This window comes from Winslowiella arboricola, assembly GCF_025527015.1.
Classification (GTDB): Bacteria; Pseudomonadota; Gammaproteobacteria; order Enterobacterales; family Enterobacteriaceae; genus Erwinia; species Erwinia arboricola.
On record NZ_JAODIM010000039.1, the window covers coordinates 42,460 to 65,932 of the forward strand.

25 protein-coding genes are annotated in these 23,473 nt (G+C 52.7%); 12 read left to right on the plus strand and 13 right to left on the minus strand.

The window, feature by feature from the left end; all coding sequences use genetic code 11:
* Nucleotides 1-9 precede the first annotated feature (9 nt).
* Nucleotides 10-990: a taurine ABC transporter substrate-binding protein gene (gene tauA, locus N5923_RS08145; RefSeq protein WP_267141262.1), complete on the minus strand. Its 981-nt coding sequence runs from the start codon at nt 988-990 to the stop codon at nt 10-12.
* Between the two features lie 248 nt (nt 991-1,238).
* Here tauA and N5923_RS08150 point away from each other — a divergent pair, with 248 nt between their 5' ends.
* Nucleotides 1,239-2,219: a LacI family DNA-binding transcriptional regulator gene (locus N5923_RS08150; protein ID WP_267141263.1), complete on the plus strand. Its 981-nt coding sequence runs from the start codon at nt 1,239-1,241 to the stop codon at nt 2,217-2,219.
* 1 nt (nt 2,220) lies between these two features.
* Here N5923_RS08150 and N5923_RS08155 read toward each other — a convergent pair whose 3' ends face one another.
* Complete coding sequence (locus N5923_RS08155; RefSeq protein ID WP_267141264.1) at nt 2,221-2,823, minus strand: LysE family translocator; 603 nt, start codon at nt 2,821-2,823, stop codon at nt 2,221-2,223.
* 58 nt (nt 2,824-2,881) lie between these two features.
* On the opposite strand from N5923_RS08155, the gene N5923_RS08160 reads away from it, so the two are divergent.
* From N5923_RS08160 to N5923_RS08185, 6 genes are all read left to right on the plus strand, one after another.
* Nucleotides 2,882-3,898 carry a hydrolase gene (locus tag N5923_RS08160; RefSeq protein ID WP_267141265.1) on the plus strand — a complete coding sequence of 339 codons (1,017 nt, stop codon included), beginning with the start codon at nt 2,882-2,884 and terminating at the stop codon, nt 3,896-3,898.
* Between the two features lie 3 nt (nt 3,899-3,901).
* A complete protein-coding gene (locus N5923_RS08165; protein ID WP_267141266.1) occupies nt 3,902-4,120 on the plus strand; it encodes a YheU family protein in 219 nt (72 codons plus the stop codon).
* 72 nt (nt 4,121-4,192) lie between these two features.
* Nucleotides 4,193-5,062 (plus strand): phosphoribulokinase, encoded by an 870-nt coding sequence (locus N5923_RS08170; RefSeq protein WP_267141267.1) that lies wholly within the window; start codon nt 4,193-4,195, stop codon nt 5,060-5,062.
* Nucleotides 5,063-5,252: 190 nt separating this feature from the next.
* Nucleotides 5,253-6,050, plus strand: a complete 798-nt coding sequence (locus N5923_RS08175) for a DUF3289 family protein (protein WP_267141268.1) — start codon at nt 5,253-5,255, stop codon at nt 6,048-6,050.
* Nucleotides 6,037-6,510, plus strand: coding sequence for a DUF943 family protein (locus tag N5923_RS08180; protein WP_267141269.1), 474 nt, complete (start codon nt 6,037-6,039; stop codon nt 6,508-6,510). Before N5923_RS08175 ends, N5923_RS08180 begins: the two co-directional genes overlap by 14 nt.
* Nucleotides 6,511-6,569: 59 nt before the next feature.
* A complete protein-coding gene (locus N5923_RS08185) occupies nt 6,570-7,052 on the plus strand; it encodes an Hcp family type VI secretion system effector (protein WP_267141270.1) in 483 nt (160 codons plus the stop codon).
* 49 nt (nt 7,053-7,101) lie between these two features.
* Here the strand turns inward: N5923_RS08185 and N5923_RS08190 are convergent, their stop codons facing one another.
* On the minus strand, nt 7,102-7,506 hold the full coding sequence (locus tag N5923_RS08190) for an OsmC family protein (RefSeq protein ID WP_267141271.1): 405 nt from the start codon (nt 7,504-7,506) through the stop codon (nt 7,102-7,104).
* A 309-nt stretch (nt 7,507-7,815) separates the two neighbouring features.
* On the opposite strand from N5923_RS08190, the gene crp reads away from it, so the two are divergent.
* Nucleotides 7,816-8,448: a cAMP-activated global transcriptional regulator CRP gene (crp, locus tag N5923_RS08195; RefSeq protein ID WP_017803012.1), complete on the plus strand. Its 633-nt coding sequence runs from the start codon at nt 7,816-7,818 to the stop codon at nt 8,446-8,448.
* A 66-nt stretch (nt 8,449-8,514) separates the two neighbouring features.
* Nucleotides 8,515-10,590, plus strand: a complete 2,076-nt coding sequence (locus tag N5923_RS08200; RefSeq protein ID WP_267141272.1) for a YccS/YhfK family putative transporter — start codon at nt 8,515-8,517, stop codon at nt 10,588-10,590.
* Between the two features lie 185 nt (nt 10,591-10,775).
* Here the strand turns inward: N5923_RS08200 and argD are convergent, their stop codons facing one another.
* From argD to ppiA, 5 genes are all read right to left on the minus strand, one after another.
* Nucleotides 10,776-11,996, minus strand: a complete 1,221-nt coding sequence (gene argD, locus N5923_RS08205; protein WP_267141273.1) for a bifunctional acetylornithine/succinyldiaminopimelate transaminase — start codon at nt 11,994-11,996, stop codon at nt 10,776-10,778.
* 82 nt (nt 11,997-12,078) lie between these two features.
* Complete coding sequence (locus tag N5923_RS08210) at nt 12,079-12,660, minus strand: aminodeoxychorismate synthase component II (RefSeq protein WP_267145227.1); 582 nt, start codon at nt 12,658-12,660, stop codon at nt 12,079-12,081.
* A gap of 49 nt (nt 12,661-12,709) precedes the next feature.
* Nucleotides 12,710-13,303 carry a putative adenosine monophosphate-protein transferase Fic gene (locus N5923_RS08215; RefSeq protein ID WP_267141275.1) on the minus strand — a complete coding sequence of 198 codons (594 nt, stop codon included), beginning with the start codon at nt 13,301-13,303 and terminating at the stop codon, nt 12,710-12,712.
* Nucleotides 13,293-13,463, minus strand: coding sequence for a YhfG family protein (locus N5923_RS08220; RefSeq protein WP_267141276.1), 171 nt, complete (start codon nt 13,461-13,463; stop codon nt 13,293-13,295). Before N5923_RS08220 ends, N5923_RS08215 begins: the two co-directional genes overlap by 11 nt.
* 81 nt (nt 13,464-13,544) lie before the next feature.
* Nucleotides 13,545-14,117 (minus strand): peptidylprolyl isomerase A, encoded by a 573-nt coding sequence (gene ppiA, locus N5923_RS08225; RefSeq protein WP_267141277.1) that lies wholly within the window; start codon nt 14,115-14,117, stop codon nt 13,545-13,547.
* A gap of 274 nt (nt 14,118-14,391) precedes the next feature.
* Between ppiA and tsgA the strand changes: the two genes are divergently transcribed.
* The gene (gene tsgA, locus N5923_RS08230) at nt 14,392-15,573 is read left to right on the plus strand and encodes an MFS transporter TsgA (protein ID WP_267141278.1); all 1,182 of its coding nucleotides are present in this window, start codon (nt 14,392-14,394) and stop codon (nt 15,571-15,573) included.
* Between the two features lie 38 nt (nt 15,574-15,611).
* Here the strand turns inward: tsgA and N5923_RS08235 are convergent, their stop codons facing one another.
* A complete protein-coding gene (locus N5923_RS08235) occupies nt 15,612-16,895 on the minus strand; it encodes a cytosine deaminase (protein WP_267141279.1) in 1,284 nt (427 codons plus the stop codon).
* 242 nt (nt 16,896-17,137) lie between these two features.
* Between N5923_RS08235 and nirB the strand changes: the two genes are divergently transcribed.
* Nucleotides 17,138-19,681, plus strand: coding sequence for a nitrite reductase large subunit NirB (gene nirB / locus N5923_RS08240; RefSeq protein WP_267141280.1), 2,544 nt, complete (start codon nt 17,138-17,140; stop codon nt 19,679-19,681).
* A complete protein-coding gene (nirD, locus tag N5923_RS08245; RefSeq protein WP_267141281.1) occupies nt 19,678-20,004 on the plus strand; it encodes a nitrite reductase small subunit NirD in 327 nt (108 codons plus the stop codon). The genes nirB and nirD overlap by 4 nt, the downstream gene beginning before the upstream one ends.
* Nucleotides 20,005-20,043: 39 nt before the next feature.
* Here nirD and trpS read toward each other — a convergent pair whose 3' ends face one another.
* From trpS to dam, 4 genes are all read right to left on the minus strand, one after another.
* Complete coding sequence (gene trpS / locus N5923_RS08250; RefSeq protein WP_267141282.1) at nt 20,044-21,048, minus strand: tryptophan--tRNA ligase; 1,005 nt, start codon at nt 21,046-21,048, stop codon at nt 20,044-20,046.
* An 18-nt stretch (nt 21,049-21,066) separates the two neighbouring features.
* Nucleotides 21,067-21,744, minus strand: coding sequence for a phosphoglycolate phosphatase (locus N5923_RS08255; protein ID WP_267141283.1), 678 nt, complete (start codon nt 21,742-21,744; stop codon nt 21,067-21,069).
* Nucleotides 21,728-22,414 carry a ribulose-phosphate 3-epimerase gene (rpe, locus tag N5923_RS08260; RefSeq protein ID WP_267141284.1) on the minus strand — a complete coding sequence of 229 codons (687 nt, stop codon included), beginning with the start codon at nt 22,412-22,414 and terminating at the stop codon, nt 21,728-21,730. The genes N5923_RS08255 and rpe overlap by 17 nt, the downstream gene beginning before the upstream one ends.
* A gap of 75 nt (nt 22,415-22,489) precedes the next feature.
* On the minus strand, nt 22,490-23,302 hold the full coding sequence (gene dam / locus N5923_RS08265) for an adenine-specific DNA-methyltransferase (protein ID WP_267141285.1): 813 nt from the start codon (nt 23,300-23,302) through the stop codon (nt 22,490-22,492).
* Between the last annotated feature and the right edge of the window lie 171 nt (nt 23,303-23,473).

Consider the following 23,473-nt stretch of genomic DNA (forward strand, 5'->3'; position numbering starts at 1 on the left):
GGGCGCGCCTTACTGTTCAGCCAGTGGTTTAACAAAGCGATCGGTGACGTAATCACGATAATCGCTGGCGACCTGCGGTACTTTGCCCTGCTCTTTCAAAAACTGCGCGGTGTCGAGAATCGCTTTATCCACCGGCTGCGCCAGCTGAGTAACCTGCTGGGCGGCGGTCAGATAGGTATTGCCTTTCACCAGCCCCGGCACCTGCTCATCAGGCACGCCACTCAGACGCGACAGCTTGCTGAGGTTTTCTGGCTGCTTCAGCCACTGCTCCGGGTTATCCAGATAGGCTTTCTGCGCCGCCAGCGCGCTGCGGGCAAAGGCCGTCACCACCTCAGGATGCTGTTGGGCGAAATCTTTGCGCACCACCCAGACGTCGAGCGTTGGCGAACCCCACTGCCCCACCTGCGCCGAATCGGTCAGCACATGGCCCTCTTTTTCCAGTTCGTTTACCGCTGGTGCCCAGACATAGGCACCATCAATATCACCACGCTGCCAGGCGGCGGCGATCGCCGGAGGCTGCAGGTTCAGAATCTGCACCTGACCAGGTTTGATCCCCCAGTGTTTCAGCGCTGCCAGCAAGCTATAGTGGGTAGTGGAGATAAAAGGCACCGCAATGCGCTTGCCGATCAGGTCCTGCGGTTTGGTGATGCTTTTTTTCACCACCAGCGCTTCGGAGTTACCAAGCTGGGAAGCCAGCAGGAAGACCTCGATCGGCACCTGCTGACTGGCGGCCACCGCCAGCGGGCTGGAGCCGATATTGCCAATCTGCACATCGCCGGACGCCAGCGCTCGTACTACGCTGGAACCGCTGTCGAATTTACGCCAGTCAACTTTTGCCCCACTCTCTTTGGCAAAAGTATTGTCAGCCTGCGCGACTTTCGCCGGTTCAGCCGATGTCTGGTAAGCGATAGTGACATCAACGGCCTGCGCATTCAGCGCTGCCAGTGACAATGCTGCCGCAACCAATGATAAACGCCATTTTCCCGCCATGTTTCACTCCGCTTATTGTGATTTTCTGCTAACTGTCTGCCATTTTTAACCGACAGTGGGCAAAGCTAAAAGTAATTAAAAATTATTTTTAATCACAAAATCGCATTAGGAGCTTTTCTGCTTTGCATATGCACCAGGTGAAATAAGCGGGTAGCCAAATAATTTGCAAAATCTCAGGCGTTATCTGGCCGCTTGTGGTACTGCTAGTCGCTTCAGCACGGTAATTATTTCAGGGTATAAGGTCTGGCATGTCGATTGATAAAGTTGCCCGTCTCGCCGGGGTTTCCACGGCTACCGTTTCACGCGTGTTAAATCAGCATCCCGGCGTCAAACCCGAAACCCGTGAAAAAGTGCTCTCCGCTATTGCCTTATCTAACTACCAGCCTAATTTGCTGGCGCGTCAGCTACGTACGTCCCGGAGCCGCATGCTGCTGGTGCTGGTTCCCGGCATTACTAATCCGTTTTGTTCGCTGGTGGTGCGCGGCATTGAAGAAGAGGCCGAACTACACGGCTATCATATTTTGCTGTGCAACTCCGAGTCGCGCCCCACGCGTGAGTCTGCCTATCTTGCCCTGCTAAGCGGTAAAGTAGTGGATGGAGTGATTACCATGGATGCGATTAGCTGTCTGCCCGGCTTAACCGCGCTGATTGGCGATTCGCCGTGGGTACAGTGCGCCGAGGGTGATCCGGCTTACAACGGCTCATCTGTCACTATCGATAATCGCGCGGCGGCGGCGGCGGTGGTACGCCATCTGGCAGCGAAAGGGCGTCGCCGCATTGCCCTGATTAATACCGATATGCGCTATCTCTACTCCCACCAGCGTGAAGCGGGCTATCGCGAGACACTGGAAGGGCTGGGGTTGAGCTGGTGTCATGTCGAATATGTGGATGAAGTGGACTATAACGCTGGCTGTGCGGCGATGACGCGGCTGCTGCAACTGCCGCAGCCGCCGGATGCGATCTTTGCCGTATCCGATGTGCTGGCCGGTGGCGCCCTGCACTCTGCGCGTCGGGCCGGTTTAACCGTGCCGCAGGATCTGGCAGTGATGGGTTTCGATGGCGTGCCCTTTAGCGCTGTGACCTCGCCGCCGCTGACCACCATTGAACAGCCGATGCATCAGCTGGGGGTGCGCAGTGTGCAGCTGCTGCTGGCGCGCATAAAAAACCACCGCGTGGCGGTGGTTCATGAAGTGCTGGACTGGAAGCTGGTGGAACGCGGTTCCGCCTGAATTAATGCCAGATCAACAGCACACAGGCGGCGGTCAGCATCCCCATTGAGATATTAAATATCGCCCAGGCGCGGCGGCTGCGTAAAATGCGGCCAATAAGGGTGCCGAAACCCAGCCAGATCACCCCGGAGATAAGATTCACCGACACGATGCCAATACTGATGGCAATCACCGAGCTGCGATAAGCGTCACCCGCCAGGCTAAAACTGGCTACAGCGCCCAACGCCATCAGCCACGCCTTCGGGTTAATCAGCTGCAACAGCCCACCCTGCCAGAACGGCATCGGCGCCGCCGGACCATCGCCGGTTTCCAGCTTTTCATAGCTTGCAGTGCCGATTTTCCACGCCAGCCATAACAGATAAAGGCTACCGGCGATTTTCAGGATAAGATGCAGCGATGGATAGAGCAGCAGCAAGCCACCCACGCCAAACGCCACCAGCAGCAGCATCGCCTGCATGCCCAGCATAATGCCAATCATCAGCGGCAGAGAACGCAGGAAACCGAAATTGGCGCCGGAAGCGGTAAGTAACATATTATTAGGGCCTGGGGTAATCGCGGCGACCCACAAAAAACCCAGCATCGACAGAAAAAGACTCAGTTCCATGAAACGGGTGCTCCTCACCCCCAAACAGTTGCCAACGCATCGAAGCTAACAGTGTGATATGGATCGTACAAGCCTTCTGAAGATAAATATTCCTCCCGCCGGTAATGATGCCTTTGTGCCTATCTCCGGCTTCGGCAACCCGCATCTGCAGACTCTGTTGCCGCGCCTGATTCGGCGACGTATTACTCTGCAACCGCACTGGCAGCGGCTGGAGTTGCCTGATGGCGATTTTATTGATTTAGCCTGGAGCGAAGACCCGGCACAGGCGCAGGATAAGCCACGCGTGGTGCTGTTTCATGGTCTGGAAGGCAGTTTTCACAGCCCGTATGCCCACGGTTTATTACAGACATGGAAAGATCGCGGCTGGCTCGGGGTGGTAATGCATTTTCGCGGTTGCAGCGGAGAACCTAACCGTCTGCGTCGGATCTATCACTCGGGTGAAACCAGCGATGCCAGCTACTTTTTGCAATGGCTGCGCGACAGCTGGGGCAAGGCTCCCACCGCTGCCGTGGGTATTTCGCTGGGCGGCAATATGCTGGCCTGTTTGCTGGGTGAACAGGGCGAGAACTGTTTGCTGGATGCAGCAGTGGTGGTATCAGCGCCACTGATGCTGGAACCTTGCAGTATCCGGCTGGAGCAGGGATTCTCGCGGGTTTATCAGCGCTACCTGCTTAATCTGCTAAAGCAGAACGCCGAACGTAAGCTGCTGCGCTGGCCAGGCACCCTGCCGGTGGATTTACCGCAACTCAAAGCGCTAAGAAAATTACGCGATTTCGACGATGCGATTACCGCACGCGCGCATGGTTTTAGCGACGCCACCGACTACTACCGGCGCTGTAGCGCGCTGCCGTTGTTACCCGCAGTGTGTAAGCCGCTGTTAATCATCCATGCCAAAGACGATCCGTTTATGACTGGCGAAGTGATCCCCGATCTCGCCACGCTACCTGCTAATATTGAGTATCAACTAACGGAAAACGGCGGCCACGTCGGCTTTGTCGCCGGTACGCTGCGCAAACCCGAAATGTGGCTGGAACAACGCATTCCACACTGGCTCTCTTACTACCTGGATAACTAAGCTGTGATTATTCCCTGGCAACAACTGACGCCCGAGGCGCTGGAAAATCTGATTGAATCCTTTGTGCTGCGTGAAGGCACCGATTACGGCGAGCAGGAGCGCTCACTGGCCGGAAAAGTGGAAGATGTGCGCCGCCAGCTGAAAAACGGTGAAATTGTGCTGGTCTGGTCCGAACTGCATGAAACCGTCAATATCATGCCCCGCACTCAGCTACGCGATTAAGCGGCCTGATGACTTTACGGTGCAAATCGTGTTAACAATGCACATCGCCCGCATCTTCACAGGGAGCTAACTATGTCAGCCAGGCATCCGGTTATTGCCGTTACGGGTTCGAGTGGAGCAGGCACCACCACCACCAGCCTCGCCTTCCGTAAAATTTTTCAGCAGTTAAACTTGCACGCCGCCGAACTTGAAGGTGACAGCTTTCACCGTTATACCCGGCCAGAAATGGATATGGCGATTCGTAAAGCACGTGATCTGGGGCGCCATATCAGCTACTTCGGCCCGGAAGCCAATGACTTCGGCCTGCTGGAGCAGACGTTTATCGAATACGGCCTGAACGGCAGCGGCAAATCACGCAAATATCTGCATACCTACGATGAAGCAGTGCCATGGAACCAGGTTCCGGGAACCTTTACGCCGTGGCAGCCGTTGCCGGAACCCACCGACGTGCTGTTTTATGAAGGACTGCATGGCGGCGTTGTCACCCAGCAGCATAACGTCGCTGAAAAGGTGGACCTGCTGGTTGGCGTGGTGCCGATTGTTAACCTGGAGTGGATTCAGAAGCTGGTGCGCGATACCAGCGAGCGCGGCCATTCGCGTGAAGCAGTGATGGATTCAGTGGTGCGTTCAATGGAAGACTATATCAACTTTATTACACCACAGTTTTCCCGTACCCATATCAACTTCCAGCGCGTACCGACGGTAGACACCTCCAACCCGTTTGCCGCCCGCGATATTCCGTCGCTGGATGAGAGCTTTGTGGTGATTCATTTCCGTGGACTGGAAGATATCGACTTCCCTTATCTGCTGGCGATGCTGCAGGGATCGTTTATTTCGCATATTAATACCCTGGTGGTGCCGGGCGGTAAAATGGGGCTGGCGATGGAATTAATTATGGCACCGCTGGTAAAAAGGCTGATGGAAGGTAAAAAGATCGAGTAAATTATTCTGCTATGAGGTGGAAACTTCTGCCTCAATCGGATTTATATAATATGCAAACAATACAATGATAATAAACTTCAACCTGTGAAACCGATCGACTATTTTTTATTTAAGCTGGTTCTATTTATAAAAACTTGCAGATATACTTCTGCCAAATAAGGGAACAGCACATAATAACAGGATGTTATTGATGAATACCGCTACCGGAAAGCGACCTGCCACCCCGGCACTGATTTTACCTGCTTTTATTTATCAAACCCAACGCAAGATGGATGATACTGGCGCAGCCGATATGCGCTGTGGCGATCTTTCGCAGAACTGCCTGCAACATCATTTTGCTTTACGAGATATTTCCACCCGGGTTAATCCTTTTACTTACCCGGATCGCCAACAGAGCGCGCGTCTGCTATTCGATGAGTTCCGTTCTCTTTCTGATACGTTTTCCTTTGTCGGTGAATATAAGCCAATAATGCGTAAATTGATTACCCATATGCAAATCAATAATGGCGAAAAATTTACTGATAAAGCACTGGACAAAGCGCTGGCTGAGCATAGTTCGATGGAGAGTAGCCAGCAAGCTATTCGCGAAGCGGTAGTAAAAATAATGAACAGCAAAAACAGTCGCTCTCATGCTCAGCAAATTGAAACATTTAAATCTACGATTGGGGGATCTTCGCTACCCAGATTTAACAATGCTAAAGATCGTATCAATGGACTCGGTATTAGCGTACATGATACATGGGCCACGCATATCACGCTTAAGTCACTTAAGATTTCCGGAAATCGTTACAAGGCAGAGATCCATTACCGCGTACAGGATCATTTTGGTCTTGATGATGATGATATTAAGGACTGGTTCTATCGACAGTTTCGCATTTTCCGTATCTGGTTTACTCTGCAACGTTGGGAGGGGTATGGCTTCCGCCCCTTTATCACCGAAATGAATGCAACTAAGTTTCTTGAAGGTAACTGGTTTGACAAAATATAAATTACTATTAATAGCCATTATTATAATTTTCGCCGGGTTCGGTATAAAATTATTACTACCTACAAAGATAGTTGATGTTCATTCTTTGGAAGGTTATAAAAAAAGATATTACATAATAGTCAAAAACTTTCCAATAACTGACCGCGGAAAAAAAAACTGGTGGTATAATAACAAAAATACACTAGCAAAAAAATATGAAATTCCAGTTGACAAAGAAGATTTTGATATTACTTTCTGGGTTTCTGAATATCAGGATGGCAGCATTCAAAACAGAGGCAATGGCTATCTAATCTGTTTTGATGATATGAAAGTAAAGGCCAACTGTATTGATAAAGAAAACAGGCCACTGCAAATCAGCTACAACTATCATCAGCGCGAAACCATGTTTCATTATAATCAAGAAAACATCCTTCACGTTGAAAACAATCAAACCGGGGAAAGCTATAAACTCAAATTCTGAGAAGATACATAGTTATCAGCAAAGCCACTATAACTAAACTCAAACGCTAAGGAGCAAGGATGAATAGCGATATCTATATGAAAATCCAGGGCATCGAGGGAGAATCACAGGATGCGAACCATAAAGGCTGGATCGCCATCAGTTCATTTGACTGGGGCGCTACCCAACCGGCAAATAACCAGGGCGGCAGCACTGGTCGCGTGGAGTATCAGGATCTGCATGTGCATACCATGGTAGATAAGGCTACACCAGCGATAATGCGCTATATGTCGAATGGTAAACCGATTAAAAAAGTTGAAATTTCTACCTGCCTGGCCAGTGAAGGCCAACTTGAATATCTGCGTATCACTCTGGAGGATGTTTTAATCACCGCAGCTAACTACCAGGGTAATGGGCATGGCGCCAAAGTTGCGATAGATTATAAATTCCAGGCTGGAAAGGTGAGGCAGCAATACTGGGAAACGGCAAGTAACGGCAGCAAAGGCGCTGAATCCGCTTCCGGCTGGGATATCAGAAAACAGTGTGATTACGATATACGATAAATAAAATAAAGCAGGACCAGGTCAGAGTCCTGCCAACGACGCGAATAACTTATAGCTCAATCACTTCATAGCTATGCGTCATTTCCACCCCTTTACCCAGCATAATTGCTACCGAGCAGTACTTCTCTGCCGACAGATCAACCGCACGCGCTACCGCTTTGTCGCTCAGGGCCTTGCCGCTAACAATAAAGTGCAGGTTGATATGGGTAAAAATACGCGGCGCTTCTTCACGACGTTCGGAAGTCAGTTTAACTTCACAGTCGGTCACATCGTTGCGCCCTTTTTGCAGGATCGAGACAACATCAATCGCGCTGCATCCTCCTGCCGACATCAATACCATTTCCATTGGACTTGGCGCTTTATCGCCCGCATTGCCATCCATCAGCACCTGATGGCCTGATGCGGATTCTCCTAAAAATGTCAGCCCTTCTACCCACTTGACTCGTGCCTGCATAACATTATCCCCTAATTCATTCAGTTACCTTCAGAGTACGCCGGAAGCGGAAAAACGGCAACGAGAGCGACGCAGGTCATGCTGAAACGAGACAACAGGAGACACTTGTTGAAAGCTGTGCTACAAACAAAGCTGTAATATTTTCGTCGGCATCTGTCTGCACGACGAAAGCGGGACGACATTATGAGCTATGCTCTGAACAGAAGCCCGGACAACTTTCCTGATGGGAAAACGCTTGAATATTTCAACGCCTGCAGGGAACGAATCCCCCTGTTATTAGGGCACGATTACAACAGAGGATGAAAGCGAATGGTTCTCGGCAAACCGCAAACAGACCCTACACTCGAATGGTTCCTGTCACATTGCCATATTCACAAATATCCATCCAAAAGCACGCTGATTCACCAAGGTGAAAAGGCAGAAACACTCTACTACATCGTTAAAGGCGCTGTAGCTGTGTTGATCAAGGATGAAGAAGGCAAAGAGATGATCCTCTCCTATCTTAACCAGGGAGATTTCATCGGCGAGCTTGGCCTGTTTGAAGAAGGTCAGGAGCGTAGCGCCTGGGTTCGGGCAAAAACCGCCTGCGAAGTGGCTGAAATTTCCTATAAAAAATTCCGTCAGCTGATTCAGGTAAACCCGGATATTTTGATGCGCCTCTCGTCTCAGATGGCTCGCCGTCTGCAGGTGACATCAGAGAAAGTGGGCAATTTAGCTTTCCTTGATGTGACGGGCCGCATTGCACAAACGCTGCTTAATCTGGCGAAACAACCAGATGCGATGACTCACCCGGACGGGATGCAAATCAAAATCACCCGTCAGGAGATTGGCCAGATCGTTGGCTGTTCACGTGAAACTGTTGGCCGTATTTTAAAAATGCTGGAAGATCAGAATCTGATCTCCGCACACGGCAAAACCATCGTCGTGTATGGCACACGTTAAGTCAAACTGACCCCCACGGCGTGATGCACTCGCGATCGCGCCGTTTTTTTATGTTGTGATTACCTGATGTGGCGGAGAATTATCTATCACCCGGAAGTAAACTACGCGCTGCGGCAAACGCTGGTGCTGTGCTTACCTGTGGCGATCGGTCTGCTGTTCGGCGGATTACAACAGGGTCTGCTGTTCTCGTTAGTTCCCGCCTGTTGCAATATTGCTGGTCTTGATACGCCTCATAAACGCTTTTTCAAGCGCCTGATTATTGGCGGCGGCCTGTTTGCCCTCAGCAGCTTTCTGATCCAGTGGATGACGCAAGACAGTATTCCGCTGCCAGCAATTCTGTTCGCCATGGCGATGCTGCTTGGTTTCCTCGGTGAAATCAGCCCGTTACACGCCCGCCTGCTGCCCGCCTCACTGATCGCCGGGATTTTCACCCTTAGCCTGACAGGCCATATGCCCATCTGGCAGCCGCCGTTGCTGTATATTCTCGGCACCATCTGGTATGGCGCATTTAACTGGTTGTGGTTCTGGCTGTGGAAAGAGCAGCCGATGCGTGAATCCCTTAGCCTGCTATATCGCGAACTGGCGGATTACTGCGACGCCAAGTACAGCATGCTGACCAAACTGACCGATCCGGAAAAAGCGCTTCCGCCTTTGCTGGCGCGCCAGCAGAAAGCCGTCGATCTGATCACCATCTGCTATCAGCAGATGCATATGCTGTCAGCGAATCGTGATAACCACCATAAGCGCCTGACGCGCGCTTTCCAGGTGGCGCTGGATCTGCAGGAGCATATTGCCGTCAGCCTGCATCAGCCGGAAGAGGTACAGAAACTGGTGGAGCAGAGCCATGCCGAAGCGGTTATCCGCTGGAACGCACAGGTGATTGCCGCGCGCCTGCGTCAGCTGGCCGATGATATCCTTTACCATAAGCTGCCCGATCGCTTCACCATGGATAAACAGTTGCAGGCGCTGGAGAAAATCGCGCGCCAGCACAGCGAAAATCCGGTGGGCAATTTCTGTTATTACCACTTCAGCCGTATCGCGCGTGTGTTACGCACCCAGCGGCCGCTTTATCAACGCGATCTGATGGCCGATCGCCAGCGCCGGCTGCCGGTGTTCCCGGCGCTGAAAAGCTATTTGTCGCTGAAGTCATCGGCGCTGCGCACCGCGGCACGCTTTGCGGTAATGCTGATGTTTGGCAGCTCAATGGCGCTGTTTTTTAATATTCCCAAACCCTACTGGATCCTGATGACCATTATGTTTGTCAGCCAGAATGGTTACAGCGCCACGCGGGTACGTATCCAGCACCGTGCGTTGGGCACGCTGGCGGGACTGATTATCGCGGCGGCCACGCTGCGCTTTCATGTGGCAGAAGGCTGGGTGTTGCTGGCAATGCTGGTGATTACGCTGGTGAGCTATCTGTTTATTCGCAAATACTATGGCTGGGCCACCATCGGTTTTACCGTCACCGCGGTGTACTCGTTGCAATTACTGACTCTTGCCGGTTCACAATTCCTGTTGCCGCGTTTGCTGGATACCGTGATGGGTTGTCTGATCGCCTTTGGCGGCATGGTCTGGCTGTGGCCGCAGTGGCAGAGCGGCTTAATGCGACGCAATGCCCACGACGCGCTCGGCGCCTATCAGGATGCCCTGCAGATGCTGCTGGGCAGCGAACAGAGCGCTGATAAACTGGCTTACCAGCGTATGCGCGTCAATCAGGCGCACAATGCGCTATTTAACTCGCTTAATCAGGCGATGCAGGAACCCGGCTTTAACGACCGTTACCTGTCGGATATGAAGTTATGGGTGACGCATAGCCAGTTTATTGTTGAACATATCAATGCCATGACGATTCTGGCGCGCGAACATACTATGCTGACGCCAGCGCTGGCCGAGCGCTATCTGCAATCCTGCGAGATTGCGTTGCAACGCTGTCAGCAACGGCTGGAGTATGACGGCCCGGGATCGGATAGCAATATTCTGGAAGCGCCTGAGAATGCGGAGCAGGGACCAACGACAATTATGGAACGCCATGTGAAGCGTATACTCGGCCATCTGGGTGTGATGCATACCATCTCATCTCTGGCGTGGAGCCAGCGACCTCATCATGGCCAGTGGCTGGTAAGGAAATTGCGTAAATCATAAGATAGTGCCGATGATAAGCGGCGAGAACGCCGCCATGAAGGCCGTTGCAAATTATCAACACGGGCGGCGAGAACGCCGTCATGAAGGCCGTTGCAAATTATCAACACGGGCGGCGAGAACGCCGCCCCTACAGGAACCGATGATCATTTTGCCAGGGCGGGGTTATCGCCGCCCTGTGCAATCCATTACTTACCCAACACCTTCTCCACCGCCAGAGCAAAGCGCGCCATACCTTCAGTGATATCGGTCGGCTCAATCACCAGTGACGGCGCAAAACGGATCACGTCAGTTCCGGCATTCAGGATCATCACCCCTTCTGCCGCCGCGGCATTCAGGATATCGCGCGCTTTACCGGCATGCTGTGGTTTCAGCTCGGCACCAATCAACAGACCTTTACCACGGATATCGCTATACAGATCCAGTTTTGCATCGATGGCTTTTAACGCCGCAACAAACTGCTGACGACGGGTTTCCACGCCACTCAGCACTTCATCGCTATTAATAATATCCAGCGCGGTTTCGGCAATCGCACAAGCTAACGGATTACCGCCATAGGTGGTGCCATGCACGCCGGGCGCCATCACCGAAGCAATCTCATTGGTGGTCAGCATCGCACTGACCGGGAAGCCACCACCCAGCGCTTTGGCGGTAGTGAGAATATCTGGCGCCACGCCATAGTGTTCATAGGCGAACAGCTTGCCGCTGCGCCCCATCCCGCTCTGCACTTCATCAAATACCAGCAGAGCTTTATGCTCGTCACAAAGCGCACGCAGTCCCTGAATAAATTCAGCGGTGGCTGGCATTACGCCGCCTTCACCCTGAATGGGCTCCACGACAATAGCGCAGGTGTGATCATCAATCACCGCTTTCACCGCCGCCAGATCGTTATACGGCACATGCACGATATCTGCCGGTTTCGGGCCAAAGCCGTCAGAATATTTGGGCTGTCCACCGACAGAAACGGTAAACAAAGTACGGCCATGGAAAGCATTATGGAAAGCGATAATCTTGCTTTTATACGGGCTGTGACGGTTGGCGGCATAGTAACGCGCCAGCTTAAATGCGGCTTCATTAGCTTCGGCGCCGGAGTTACCAAAGAACACGCGATCGGCAAAGGTGGCGGCAATCAGCTTACTGGCCAGTCGCAGTGCCGGCTCGTTAGTAAAGACGTTGCTGGTGTGCCACAGCGTTTCACCCTGGGTTTTCAGCGTTTCGACCAGCGCCGGATGGCAGTGACCTAACGCGGTTACCGCGATGCCACCGGAGAAATCGATATACTCTTTACCCTGCTGATCCCATACGCGGCTACCCTTGCCTTTCACCGGCACAAACTGTGCTGGTGCATAAACAGGCAAAATCACCTCATCAAATGTTGCGCGCGTAACCGTCATCTTTTCCGCTGCCATTCACTACCTCGTCTGATTATGCGTTATGGATACGTGAAATAATAATCACAAAATATGCATAAAAAATCACGCAAAGGCAAATCTAAACTGTCTGTTTGAGGAAATTATCCAGTAGCTGATGCCCCTGCTCACTGAGTATGCTTTCCGGGTGGAACTGCACACCTTCCAGCGGCAGGGTCTTATGGCGCAAGCCCATAATCTCATCAGGCTGCTGGTCAAGCTGGCTCCAGGCGGTCACTTCAAAGCAATCCGGCAGTGATGGCTGTTCGACAATCAGTGAATGATAACGCGTCACCGTCAGCGGATGATTTAAGCCGCTAAAGACACCGCGATCATGGTGTTCAATAGCCGACGTTTTGCCATGCATGACCTGACGCGCACGAATTACGCGCGCGCCAAACGCCTGCGCAATAGCCTGATGGCCAAGACAGACGCCGAGAATCGGTAATTTTCCGGCAAAATGGCGGATGGCGGCTAACGAGATGCCAGCTTCATCGGGGGTACAGGGACCCGGGGAGATCACCAGATGCGCGGGCTGCAATGTCGCAATCTCGTTCAGTGTGATCTCGTCATTACGACGAACACAGACTTCACTGCCCAGTTCGCAGAAGTATTGGTAGAGATTCCAGGTGAAGGAATCGTAGTTATCGATCAGCAGCAGCATGGTGATTCCGGGCTAAAAAGCAAAATTAACACGCGGCTATTCTAGCATCTTACGCCGGTGTGCTGACCACTTTGCCGAAGATATCGATTAATCCCCGCAGATCGCCACTTACGCCGTCACGATTGGCTTTCAGCCAGCTATCACGGTCGACATACTGCCACTGAATCAGATAACCCGCATGCAGCGCCAGCTGCTCAAAGAACAGCCGCTGCGCGCGTCCGTTACCATCACGGAATGGATGCAGCATATTGATTTCACAATAGTAGTGCGCCATACGGGCAATAAATTGATCCGGCGGTAAATCCGCCAGCCCCTTTTCCGCCTCCAGCGCTGCCATCAGGGCGTTGCCCTCTTTCTCGATATATTCGAAATGACAGAACGGCGTGTCATCCATATAGATATCGATCTGCCGCAGTTCACCGGCCCAGTCGTAGAGATCCTGAAACAGTGTGCGGTGCAGCGCGCGCAGATGGGGGAAACCGAGACCCGGCACGCCCAGTTCAATCGTCGCCGCACGCAGCGCGCTAAGCTCCAGTTCGGCCTGTTGCAGCCGATGCGCTTCGCGGATCTGCAGGCGATTTTTCAGCACCCGGATATCCTGCCAGAAGTAGGGGTCGCGTTCGGACATGGCATTAGCGCTCATAGTGCCTCCTCAGCGTTTGCAGGCGTTCTGCCGCCACTGCCGGAGAGAGATCGATCGCTTCAGTCTCGTGGCCTTCCAGGCGATTGCTGGCCTGAAAATTGGCATTGTGATACTGCGACCACAATGCCGCTTTCTGTTTATCGGTCAGTTTCTGGTTCATAGAGCCTCCGTTACCGCCAGGGTATCCCCTTAGTATAGAAGGCAGAAAGCAAACCGCCGCGAAGCTGCGGCGGTGAAGTGATTAAGGCATAACTTTGGCGGAGAGGATCACCACCGGTGTCGTCGGCACATTCTGGTATGGACCCACGTTGTCGGTTTTCACCTGAGAAATCTTGTCGGCAACATCCATCCCTTTAACAACTTTACCGAATACCGCGTAACCAAAATCACGCTGACCGTGATCGAGGAAGGCATTATCCGCGATATTAATAAAGAACTGGCTGGTTGCGCTGTCTTTCTCTGCGGTACGCGCCATGGCAATCGAGCCACGCACATTACGTAAGCCATTATCGGCTTCATTTTTAATCGGCGGATTGACCGACTTCTGCTGTAGATCAGCGGTAAAGCCGCCACCCTGCAGCATAAAACCAGGGATTACGCGATGGAAAGTGGTGTTGTTATAGAAACCATTATTGACGTAATCAACAAAGTTTTTCACCGAAATCGGGGCTTTTTGGTTATCAAGTTCGAGTTCAATATTGCCAGCCGAAGTGGTTAACAGCACATGTGTATCGCCTTTTGCGGCAAATGCCGGGACCGAAATAGTGGACAGCGCGAGAACTGTCGCAACCGCTGTCAGAGTACGTTTCAACATGAAAGATTCCTTACTGGGGGCCACAAGCTCAAAAATCGAGATTGATTGTAAAGAGGCTGTTATATAAGAGCCAGCGTTTTACCTATATTTACTTAGCTCACAGAGTCAATAAGACAAGTTGTAACCACAACAATTAGTGACGTGTATCACGTTTTTAGTGCAATCGATTGCGCATATTTCAATATATGTTTAAACGGATCACATATAACTTTACAATTCCGCTGTCTCCCTGGGCTAACGGGCTACAGGATCCATCGACTCACAGGTCTCCATAATGACAAATCGTAATCGACTCTTGCTTACCTGGATCAGCTTTTTCTCCTATGCACTGACCGGTGCACTGGTGATTGTCACCGGGATGGTGATGGGCAATATCGCAGAGTATTTCCAGCTGCCGGTATCGCAAATGAGCAATACCTTTACCTTCCTTAATGCCGGTATTTTGATCGCTATTTTCCTAAATGCCTGGCTGATGGAGATCGTGCCGCTGAAGCGCCAGCTGATCTTCGGTTTTGTGCTGATGATCCTCGCCGTTGCTGGCCTGATGACCAGCCATAGCCTGAGCATCTTCTCGCTGTGCATGTTTGTACTCGGCGTGGTCAGCGGTATCACCATGTCGATCGGCACCTTCCTGATCACCCATCTGTATGAAGGACGCCAGCGTGGCTCACGCCTGCTGTTTACCGACTCCTTCTTCAGCATGGCGGGCACCATCTTCCCGATTATTGCCGGAGTATTGCTGGCGCGTCATTTGCCATGGTACTGGGTATATGCCTGCATCGGTCTGATCTATGTGGCGATTTTTGCCCTGACGCTGATCACTGATTTCCCGGCATTGGGCAAACAGGCGCACAGCGACCAGCCAGTGGTGAAAGAGAAATGGGGCGTCGGCGTGCTGTTCCTGTCGATTGCGGCGCTCTGTTACATCCTTGGTCAGCTGGGCTTTATCTCCTGGGTGCCGGAATACGCGACCAAAACCATGGGCATGGATATTGTCAGCGCCGGTCAGCTGGTCGGTAACTTCTGGACCGCTTATATGGTTGGCATGTGGGTGTTTAGCTTTGTGCTGCGCTTCTTCGACCTGCAACGCATTCTGCTGGTGCTGGCGGGTCTGGCGACCCTGCTGATGTACTGGTTTGTCAGCAGTAACGATGCGTCGATGCTGAAGTGGATTATTATGATTCTGGGCTTCAGCTCCAGCGCGATTTATACCACCATCATTACGCTGGGTTCGCTGCAGACCAAAGTCTCCTCGCCAAAGCTGGTGAACTTTATCCTTACCTGCGGCACCGTCGGCACCATGCTGACCTTTGTAGTTACCGGCCCGATTGTGGCTGAGGGCGGCGCACATGCAGCGCTGGCGACCTCAAATGGCCTGTATGCCGTAGTATTTGTGATGTGTCTGCTGCTGGGCTTTGTTACTAAGCATCGCAGTCACGGGCATGTAACGCATTAATCATCGACACGGGCGGCGAAACGCCGCCCTGGCTGCGGTTAACGCCGGAAGCTAACCTCTTCCGGCTCCTGCAGAAAGATCTCACTCTGCGCCGGTTGAGTCGCTGCAATCACCCGCCCGTGACGGATCGAATAGCGCGTGGCAACCTGACGCCGCACCGCATCAAAACCGCTCTCCGCGGCCAGAATCACCAGATTTGCGCTGTTTCCCACCTCAATGCCGTAATCGTCCAGCTGCAGGGTTTTTGCGCTGTGATGGGTAATCAGATTGATGCCGCTATCGATCTGCTCATATCCCATTAACTGGCAAACGTGCAGCCCCATATGCAGCACCTGCAACATATTGCCGGTGCCAAGCGGATACCAGGGATCAAAGACATCATCATGGCCAAAGCAGACGTTAATCTCTGCCTCCAGCATCTCTTTTACCCGCGTGATGCCGCGTCGTTTCGGATAGCTGTCAAAGCGTCCCTGCAGATGAATATTCACCAGCGGATTGGCGACAAAATTAATCCCGGAAAGCTTTAACAGGCGGAACAGACGCGAGGTGTAAGCGCCATTATAGGAGTGCATGGCAGTGGTATGACTGGCGGTTACGCGCGCGCCCATCTGGTCACGCAGCGCCAGCGCGGCCACCGTTTCCACAAAGCGCGACTGCTCATCATCGATCTCATCGCAATGCACATCCACCAGCCGCTGATATTTGTTGGCCAGCGCAAAGGTCTTGTGCAGCGACTCCACACCATATTCGCGAGTGAATTCAAAGTGCGGGATCGCGCCAGCTACATCAGCGCCGAGGCGTAACGCCTCTTCCAGCAAGGCTTCACCATCGGGATAGGAGAGAATACCCTCCTGCGGAAACGCCACAATCTGCACCTCAATCCACGGCGCCATTTCAGCTTTAACTTCCAGCATCGCTTTCAGGGCGGTCAGCGTCGGATCGGAGACATCAACGTGCGTGCGCACATGCTGAATGCCATTCGCAATCTGCCACTTCAGGGTCTGCTTTGCCCGCTGTTTCACATCGGTATGGGTCAGAGTAGCTTTACGCTCGGCCCAGCGCTCAATGCCTTCAAATAGTGTACCGGACTGATTCCACGCCGGTTCACCTGCTGTTTGCGTGGTATCGAGATGGATATGCGGTTCGACAAACGGCGGATATGCCAGGCCGCCTTCTGCATCCAGCGTATCTTCAGCATTTTCGATGGGTTGTGATTGCGGCGATATACTGACAATCCGGCCGTCGCCGATTTCGATTTGCCACAGCCCGTCGCGCGATGGCAGGCGCAAATTATTAATCCACTTTAGCTGACCTGAAACCATTCCAAACCTCCTGAGGAAAAACGGTGACTGCGTGTAATCCTGGCATGAATTAGCGCAAGTCAGTTAAGTGCATTTTCAGATGACCCGCAGCAAAAGTTGAACATTATCTGCAACTTATCTTAATTCATTTAAAATCAGCCAGATAAACGTCAAAAGCCGTATCTGACTAAGTTGATATACATCAATAAGCGCCCGGACCAGCGCGTTATCGTAACGCTATAAAAAAATCATTCGAGGCCAATATGAGCAAAGTCAAACTCGGCATCATCGGTAATGGCATGGTGGGTCACCGCTTTATCGAAGAGCTGATCGATAAAGCGGAACCCGGTCAGTTTGAGATCACTGTGTTTTGTGAAGAACCACGCGTAGCTTACGACCGTGTCCATCTCTCCGCCTATTTCTCCCACCATACTGCTGAAGAGCTGTCGCTGGTACGTGATGGCTATTATCAAAAACATAATGTGCAACTGCTGCTTAGCGAACGGGCGATTATTATCGACCGTCAGGAGAAGGTGATTCACTCCAACACTGGCCGTATCGTGCACTACGACAAACTGATATTAGCTACCGGCTCTTATCCATGGATTCCGACCATCAAAGGCTCTGAAGGCCAGGACTGCTTTGTCTATCGCACGATTGAAGATCTCAACGCCATTGAAGCCTGCGCACGTCGCAGCAAAAGCGGCGCGGTAATTGGCGGTGGCTTGCTGGGACTGGAAGCCGCTGGCGCGCTGAAAAATCTCGGCGTCCAGACCCATGTGATTGAATTTGCCCCGGTGCTGATGGCCGAGCAGCTTGACCCGATGGGCGGCGAGCAGCTGCGACAGAAGATTGAGCGTATGGGCGTGCAGGTGCATACCGGCAAAAATACCCAGCTGATTGAACATCATGGTAAAGCGGGTAAAACCCTGCATTTCGCCGATGGCAGCCAGCTGCAGGTCGATTTTATCGTGTTCTCTACCGGCATCCGTCCGCAGGATAAGCTGGCTAAACACTGCGATTTAGCGCTGGGCCAACGCGGCGGCTTTCTGATCAACGATCAGTGCCAGACCGCCGACCCGAATATCTATGCCATCGGCGAATGCGCGGCGTGGAATCAGCGAATTTATGGTCTGGTGGCGCCTGGTTATAAAATGGCACAGGTCGCCAGCGATCATCTGCTGGGTAAAGAGAATGCGTTTACCGGCGCGGATATGAGCGCCAAACTGAAACTGCTGGGTGTTGATGTCGGGGGAATTGGTGATGCCCATGGCCGCACCGCAGGCGCACGCAGTTATCTGTGGCTGGATGAGAACAAAGAGACCTATAAACGACTGGTAGTCAGCGCCGATAACAAAACGCTGCTGGGCGCAGTACTGGTCGGCGATACCCGTGATTATGGCAATCTGCTGCAGCTGGCGCTAAATAAAATTGAACTGCCGGAAAACCCGGAAGCCCTGATCCTGCCGACGCTAAGCGGTGATAAACCGCTACCTGGCGTGGAGTCGCTGCCGGATAGCGCGCAGATCTGCTCCTGCTTCGATGTAACCAAAGGCGATATTGTCAGCGCAGTGCTCAAAGGTTGTCATACGGTAGCGGCGATCAAAAGCGAAACCCGCGCGGGTACCGGCTGCGGCGGTTGCGTACCGCTGATTACCCAGGTGCTGAATGCTGAACTGAGCCGTCAGGGCATCGAAGTGAATCACCATCTGTGTGAGCACTTTGCGTATTCGCGTCAGGAGCTATATCACCTGATCCGTGTCGAGGAAATTAAAAGCTTCGACCAGTTGCTAACTAAATATGGTCAGGGTTATGGCTGCGAAGTCTGTAAACCCACCGTCGCTTCGCTGCTGGCCTCCTGCTGGAATGAATATGTGCTGGAACCGCAGCACACACCGTTGCAGGACAGCAACGATATCTTCCTCGGCAATATCCAGAAAGATGGCACTTATTCGGTGATCCCACGCTCCGCTGGCGGCGAAATTACCCCGGCAGGCTTAATGGCGGTCGGCAGAATTGCTGAGCAGTATCAGCTCTACACCAAAATCACCGGTTCACAGCGTATCGGGCTGTTCGGCGCGCAGAAAGACGACCTGCCCGCCATCTGGCAGCAACTGATTGATGCCGGATTTGAAACCGGTCACGCCTACGCCAAGGCACTGCGTATGGCGAAAACCTGTGTTGGCAGCAGCTGGTGTCGTTTTGGCGTCGGCGACAGCCTCGGGTTTGGTATCGAACTGGAGAACCGCTATAAAGGCATCCGCACCCCGCACAAAATGAAGTTTGGCGTCTCCGGCTGTACCCGTGAATGTGCTGAAGCACAGGGTAAAGATGTCGGGATTATCGCCAGCGAAAAAGGCTGGAACCTGTATGTCGGTGGTAATGGCGGCATGAAACCACGTCATGCCGATCTGCTGGCTGCGGATCTCGATCGCGACACCCTGCTGCAATACCTAGACCGCTTTATGATGTTCTATATACGCACCGCCGATAAACTCCAGCGCACTTCGCTGTGGCTGGAAAGTCTCGACGGCGGTATCCGCTATCTGAAAAAAGTGATTATCGACGACAAACTGAATCTCAATCAGCAGCTGGAGGCCGATATTACCCGTCTGCGTGAACGGGTAGTGTGCGAGTGGCGCGAAACGGTTGAGCATCCGCAGCATCAGGCGCGCTTCGCTCACTTTATTAACAGTGCGATGCGCGACCCTAATGTGCAGGTGGTGGCAGAACGCCAGCAGCACCGCCCTGCGCGCCCTGATGAACGCATTGACGTTCGCCAGATTGAGATGGAGGAGAACCTGTGAGCCAGTGGCATAACATCTGCAATTTAAACGATATCCTGCCTGCTACCGGAGTCTGTGCCTGGGTCAATCAGCAGCAGGTGGCGATTTTCCGCCCGCGAAAGGATGAACAGCTGTTCGCCATCAGTAATATCGACCCTTTCGCCGATGCCAGCGTACTGTCACGCGGGATTATCGCCGAGCATCAGCAGGAATTATGGGTCGCCAGTCCGCTGAAAAAACAGCGTTTTCGCCTGAGGGATGGACTGTGTATGGAAGATGAGAGTCATTCGGTGGCGCACTTCCCGGTTCGGATTAACGAGGGTCGCGTTGAGGTTTGTGCTTAGGTTTACGCGGTACGGGCGGCGTTGTCGCCGCCCGTGGTTTTAAGGCTGGGCCACAAAACCGACCGCTTCATACACTTTCTTCAGCGTCTGCTGGGCATGCGCGCGTGCTTTGGCTGCGCCATCACGCATCACCTGCTCAAGCAGCGCTTCATCATTGCGGAAGCTGTAGAAGCGCGCCTGGAGATCGGTCAGCATACCAGATACCGCGTCAGCCACGGCGCCTTTCAGATGACCATACATTTTGCCTTCAAACTCCTGCTCCAGCTCGGCGATAGTTTTGCCGGTCACGCCGGAGAGAATGTCCAGCAAGTTAGATACTCCCGCCTTCTCTTTGATGTCATAACGCACCACTGGCGGCTCTTCGGAGTCGGTCACTGCGCGTTTGATCTTTTTTACCACCGATTTAGGATCTTCCAGCAGGCCGATAACATTATTGCGATTATCGTCAGACTTGGACATCTTTTTGGTCGGCTCCAGCAGTGACATCACGCGCGCGCCGGACTTCGGAATAAACGGCTCAGGCACTTTAAAGATATCGCCATACAGCGCGTTAAAACGGCTGGCAATATCACGGCTTAGTTCTAAATGCTGCTTCTGATCTTCGCCTACCGGCACCTGGTTGGTCTGATACAGCAGGATATCGGCCGCCATCAGCACCGGATAGTCAAACAGACCGGCATTGATATTCTCTTCGTAGCGGGTCGATTTATCCTTAAACTGCGTCATACGGCTTAACTCGCCGAAATAGGCATAGCAGTTCAGGATCCAGCTCAGCTGAGTGTGCTCCGGCACATGGGACTGCACAAAAATAGTGCTTTTGCTCGGGTCGATGCCGCAGGCCAGATACAGCGCCAGCGTATCCAGCGTGGCTTTGCGCAGCGCGACCGGGTCCTGGCGGACGGTAATGGCGTGCAGGTCAACGATACAGTAGATGCAGTGAAAATCATCCTGCAGCTGTACCCACTGACGTAGCGCACCCATGTAGTTACCAATGGTCAGTTCACCTGAAGGCTGTGCGCCGCTAAATACGATGGGTTTGCTCATGCTTTGCTATCCTGATAATTACAGCCCTAATGCGGGCAGAAGATCGTTAAAATCATCCAGAGCGAGCCCCGGATTGCTGGTGGTGATCGATTCACCATAGTTATAACCGAAGGTCATGCCAACACAGGGGCAACCCGCAGCCTGCGCCGCCAGAATATCATTGCGCGAGTCACCGACAAACAGCAACTCCTGCGGCAGCAAGCCAAAGGTTCCCAGCACTAAAAACAGTGGCGCCGGATGCGGCTTCTTCACCACCACATCGTCACCGCCGATAATCAGCGAGAAATGTTGCGCAATGCCCAGCGATTGCAGTAAAGGTTCCACAAAAGGGGTCGGTTTATTGGTCACTACCGCCAGTGGAAGATTGTGCTGCGAAAGTTTTGCCAGTACGTCAGCCACATGCGGAAACAGCGTGCTGCCGCTCTCCACCGTTGCGGCATAGAATTTATCAAACAGCGCACGGGCATCGCGCGACTGGTCTTCATGCGGCGGCTGGCCTGAAGCCCAGCTCAGCGCACGTTCGACCATAATATCGGCGCCGTTACCGATCCAGGTGGAGACGCGCTCAACACCTGGCGCTGGCAGCTGCATCGCCAGCAATGCCTGATCGAGCGCGCTCGCCAGACCCGGCGCGCTGTCAACCAGCGTGCCGTCAAGATCAAACGCCAGCGCGCGAATATCAGTGAAATGAGCCATGGTGCGATTTCTCCAGTTCGTTGCGCATATCGTCGATCACTTTTTTGTAATCAGGATGACCAAAGATCGCCGATCCGGCGACAAACATATCGGCTCCGGCAGCGGCGATCTCCGCGATATTGTCGATTTTCACGCCGCCATCCACTTCCAGACGAATATCGTAACCGCTGTTATCAATCAGCTTGCGTGCCTGCCGCAGTTTATCCAGCGTGGCCGGAATAAATGACTGTCCGCCAAAGCCCGGATTGACCGACATCAGCAGAATGATATCCACCTTATCCATCACATAATCGAGGTAGCTCAGCGGCGTGGCGGGATTAAACACCAGACCGGCTTTACAGCCATGTTCTCTGATCAGCTGCAGCGAACGGTCAATGTGCAGGGAGGCTTCGGGATGGAAAGTGATATAGCTGGCGCCCGCTTTCGCAAACTCGGGGATCAGGCTGTCGACCGGTTTCACCATCAGATGCACATCGATGGGCGCAGTGATGCCGTAGTCGCGTAATGCTTTCAGCACCATCGGCCCCATCGTCAGATTGGGAACGAAGTGATTATCCATCACGTCGAAATGTACTACATCACCGCCCGCAGCCAGTGCTTTCGCGGTATCTTCGCCAAGACGGGCAAAGTCCGCAGCCAGAATTGATGGGGCCAGTAAAAATCGTTTCATCCGTTTCTCCCAATTTGTGCGCCTGTGGCAACCACAAGCAGACAGAGTTAATTCTCAGGTCGCGGACGAAACAAGCTAACTGTAGAGCGCCAGTATTTCGTCCACTTTACTGCGACCACTAATGCTGCGACTGATGGAGCGTCGCGCTTTCACTACATGCAGTTGCGCATCCTGATACCAGGCGCGCGTCAACGCCGTATCATGATTTGAGATAAGCACCGGGATACCGCTCTCCTGCCACAGCTTTGACGCCAGTTCCGCCAGATGCTGCTGCTCACGCATACTGAAGCTGTTGGTGTGATAGGCGGTGAAATTCGCCGTGGCCGACAGCGGTGCATACGGCGGATCACAATAGACTACCGACCCCGCACGCGCGTTAGTCAGGGTAACATCGTAAGATTCACAGACAAAGGTGGCTTTTTGCGCGCGTTCAGCAAACCAGTACAACTCATCTTCCGGGAAGTAGGGTTTGCGGTAGCGGCCAAAGGGTACATTGAATTCGCCCCTGAGGTTGTAGCGGCATAAGCCGTTATAACAGTGGCGATTCAGCCAGGTAAACAGCACCGCGCGGCGATAGGGATCCTGGCTGGCGTTAAACTCGCTGCGCCGCGCATAGAAAAACTCCGCATCGTTCGCTTCCGGCGTAAACAGCTGGCGTGCGTCATTGATAAACTCAACAGTGCGGGTTTTAACGATGTTATAGAGATTAATCAGATCGCTGTTGATATCCGCCAGAATGTAGCGCTCATAATCGGTATTGAGAAACACCGATCCGGCACCAACAAAAGGCTCAATTAAACACTCTCCCTGCGGGAGATGGTGTCGAATATCATCCAGCAGCGGGTATTTACCCCCCGCCCATTTCAAAAAAGCGCGATTTTTTTTCATGCCGTGGTTATTGCTTTTACTCTTCTGGCTGTGGATTTCTACCCGCCTGTTTCAAACTGCATCTTTGTTGGCTGCGCTCACTCACCCGAATCACGTAGATTACTACGCTCATCGGGATTCGTTCACTTGCCGCCTTGATGCAGCTCGAATTAGTTAAGGTACGGCAGCATA

Excerpts from the sequence above, each read along its gene's own strand:
- tauA (WP_267141262.1), bottom strand. The coding sequence starts at position 990 with ATGGCGGGAAAATGGCGTTTATCATTGGTTGCGGCAGCATTGTCACTG.
- N5923_RS08150 (WP_267141263.1), top strand. The coding sequence starts at position 1,239 with ATGTCGATTGATAAAGTTGCCCGTCTCGCCGGGGTTTCCACGGCTACC.
- N5923_RS08155 (WP_267141264.1), bottom strand. The coding sequence starts at position 2,823 with ATGGAACTGAGTCTTTTTCTGTCGATGCTGGGTTTTTTGTGGGTCGCC.
- N5923_RS08160 (WP_267141265.1), top strand. The coding sequence starts at position 2,882 with ATGGATCGTACAAGCCTTCTGAAGATAAATATTCCTCCCGCCGGTAAT.
- N5923_RS08170 (WP_267141267.1), top strand. The coding sequence starts at position 4,193 with ATGTCAGCCAGGCATCCGGTTATTGCCGTTACGGGTTCGAGTGGAGCA.
- N5923_RS08175 (WP_267141268.1), top strand. The coding sequence starts at position 5,253 with ATGAATACCGCTACCGGAAAGCGACCTGCCACCCCGGCACTGATTTTA.
- N5923_RS08185 (WP_267141270.1), top strand. The coding sequence starts at position 6,570 with ATGAATAGCGATATCTATATGAAAATCCAGGGCATCGAGGGAGAATCA.
- N5923_RS08190 (WP_267141271.1), bottom strand. The coding sequence starts at position 7,506 with ATGCAGGCACGAGTCAAGTGGGTAGAAGGGCTGACATTTTTAGGAGAA.
- crp (WP_017803012.1), top strand. The coding sequence starts at position 7,816 with ATGGTTCTCGGCAAACCGCAAACAGACCCTACACTCGAATGGTTCCTG.
- N5923_RS08200 (WP_267141272.1), top strand. The coding sequence starts at position 8,515 with ATGTGGCGGAGAATTATCTATCACCCGGAAGTAAACTACGCGCTGCGG.
- argD (WP_267141273.1), bottom strand. The coding sequence starts at position 11,996 with ATGGCAGCGGAAAAGATGACGGTTACGCGCGCAACATTTGATGAGGTG.
- N5923_RS08210 (WP_267145227.1), bottom strand. The coding sequence starts at position 12,660 with ATGCTGCTGCTGATCGATAACTACGATTCCTTCACCTGGAATCTCTAC.
- N5923_RS08215 (WP_267141275.1), bottom strand. The coding sequence starts at position 13,303 with ATGAGCGCTAATGCCATGTCCGAACGCGACCCCTACTTCTGGCAGGAT.
- N5923_RS08220 (WP_267141276.1), bottom strand. The coding sequence starts at position 13,463 with ATGAACCAGAAACTGACCGATAAACAGAAAGCGGCATTGTGGTCGCAG.
- ppiA (WP_267141277.1), bottom strand. The coding sequence starts at position 14,117 with ATGTTGAAACGTACTCTGACAGCGGTTGCGACAGTTCTCGCGCTGTCC.
- tsgA (WP_267141278.1), top strand. The coding sequence starts at position 14,392 with ATGACAAATCGTAATCGACTCTTGCTTACCTGGATCAGCTTTTTCTCC.
- N5923_RS08235 (WP_267141279.1), bottom strand. The coding sequence starts at position 16,895 with ATGGTTTCAGGTCAGCTAAAGTGGATTAATAATTTGCGCCTGCCATCG.
- nirB (WP_267141280.1), top strand. The coding sequence starts at position 17,138 with ATGAGCAAAGTCAAACTCGGCATCATCGGTAATGGCATGGTGGGTCAC.
- trpS (WP_267141282.1), bottom strand. The coding sequence starts at position 21,048 with ATGAGCAAACCCATCGTATTTAGCGGCGCACAGCCTTCAGGTGAACTG.
- N5923_RS08255 (WP_267141283.1), bottom strand. The coding sequence starts at position 21,744 with ATGGCTCATTTCACTGATATTCGCGCGCTGGCGTTTGATCTTGACGGC.
- rpe (WP_267141284.1), bottom strand. The coding sequence starts at position 22,414 with ATGAAACGATTTTTACTGGCCCCATCAATTCTGGCTGCGGACTTTGCC.
- dam (WP_267141285.1), bottom strand. The coding sequence starts at position 23,302 with ATGAAAAAAAATCGCGCTTTTTTGAAATGGGCGGGGGGTAAATACCCG.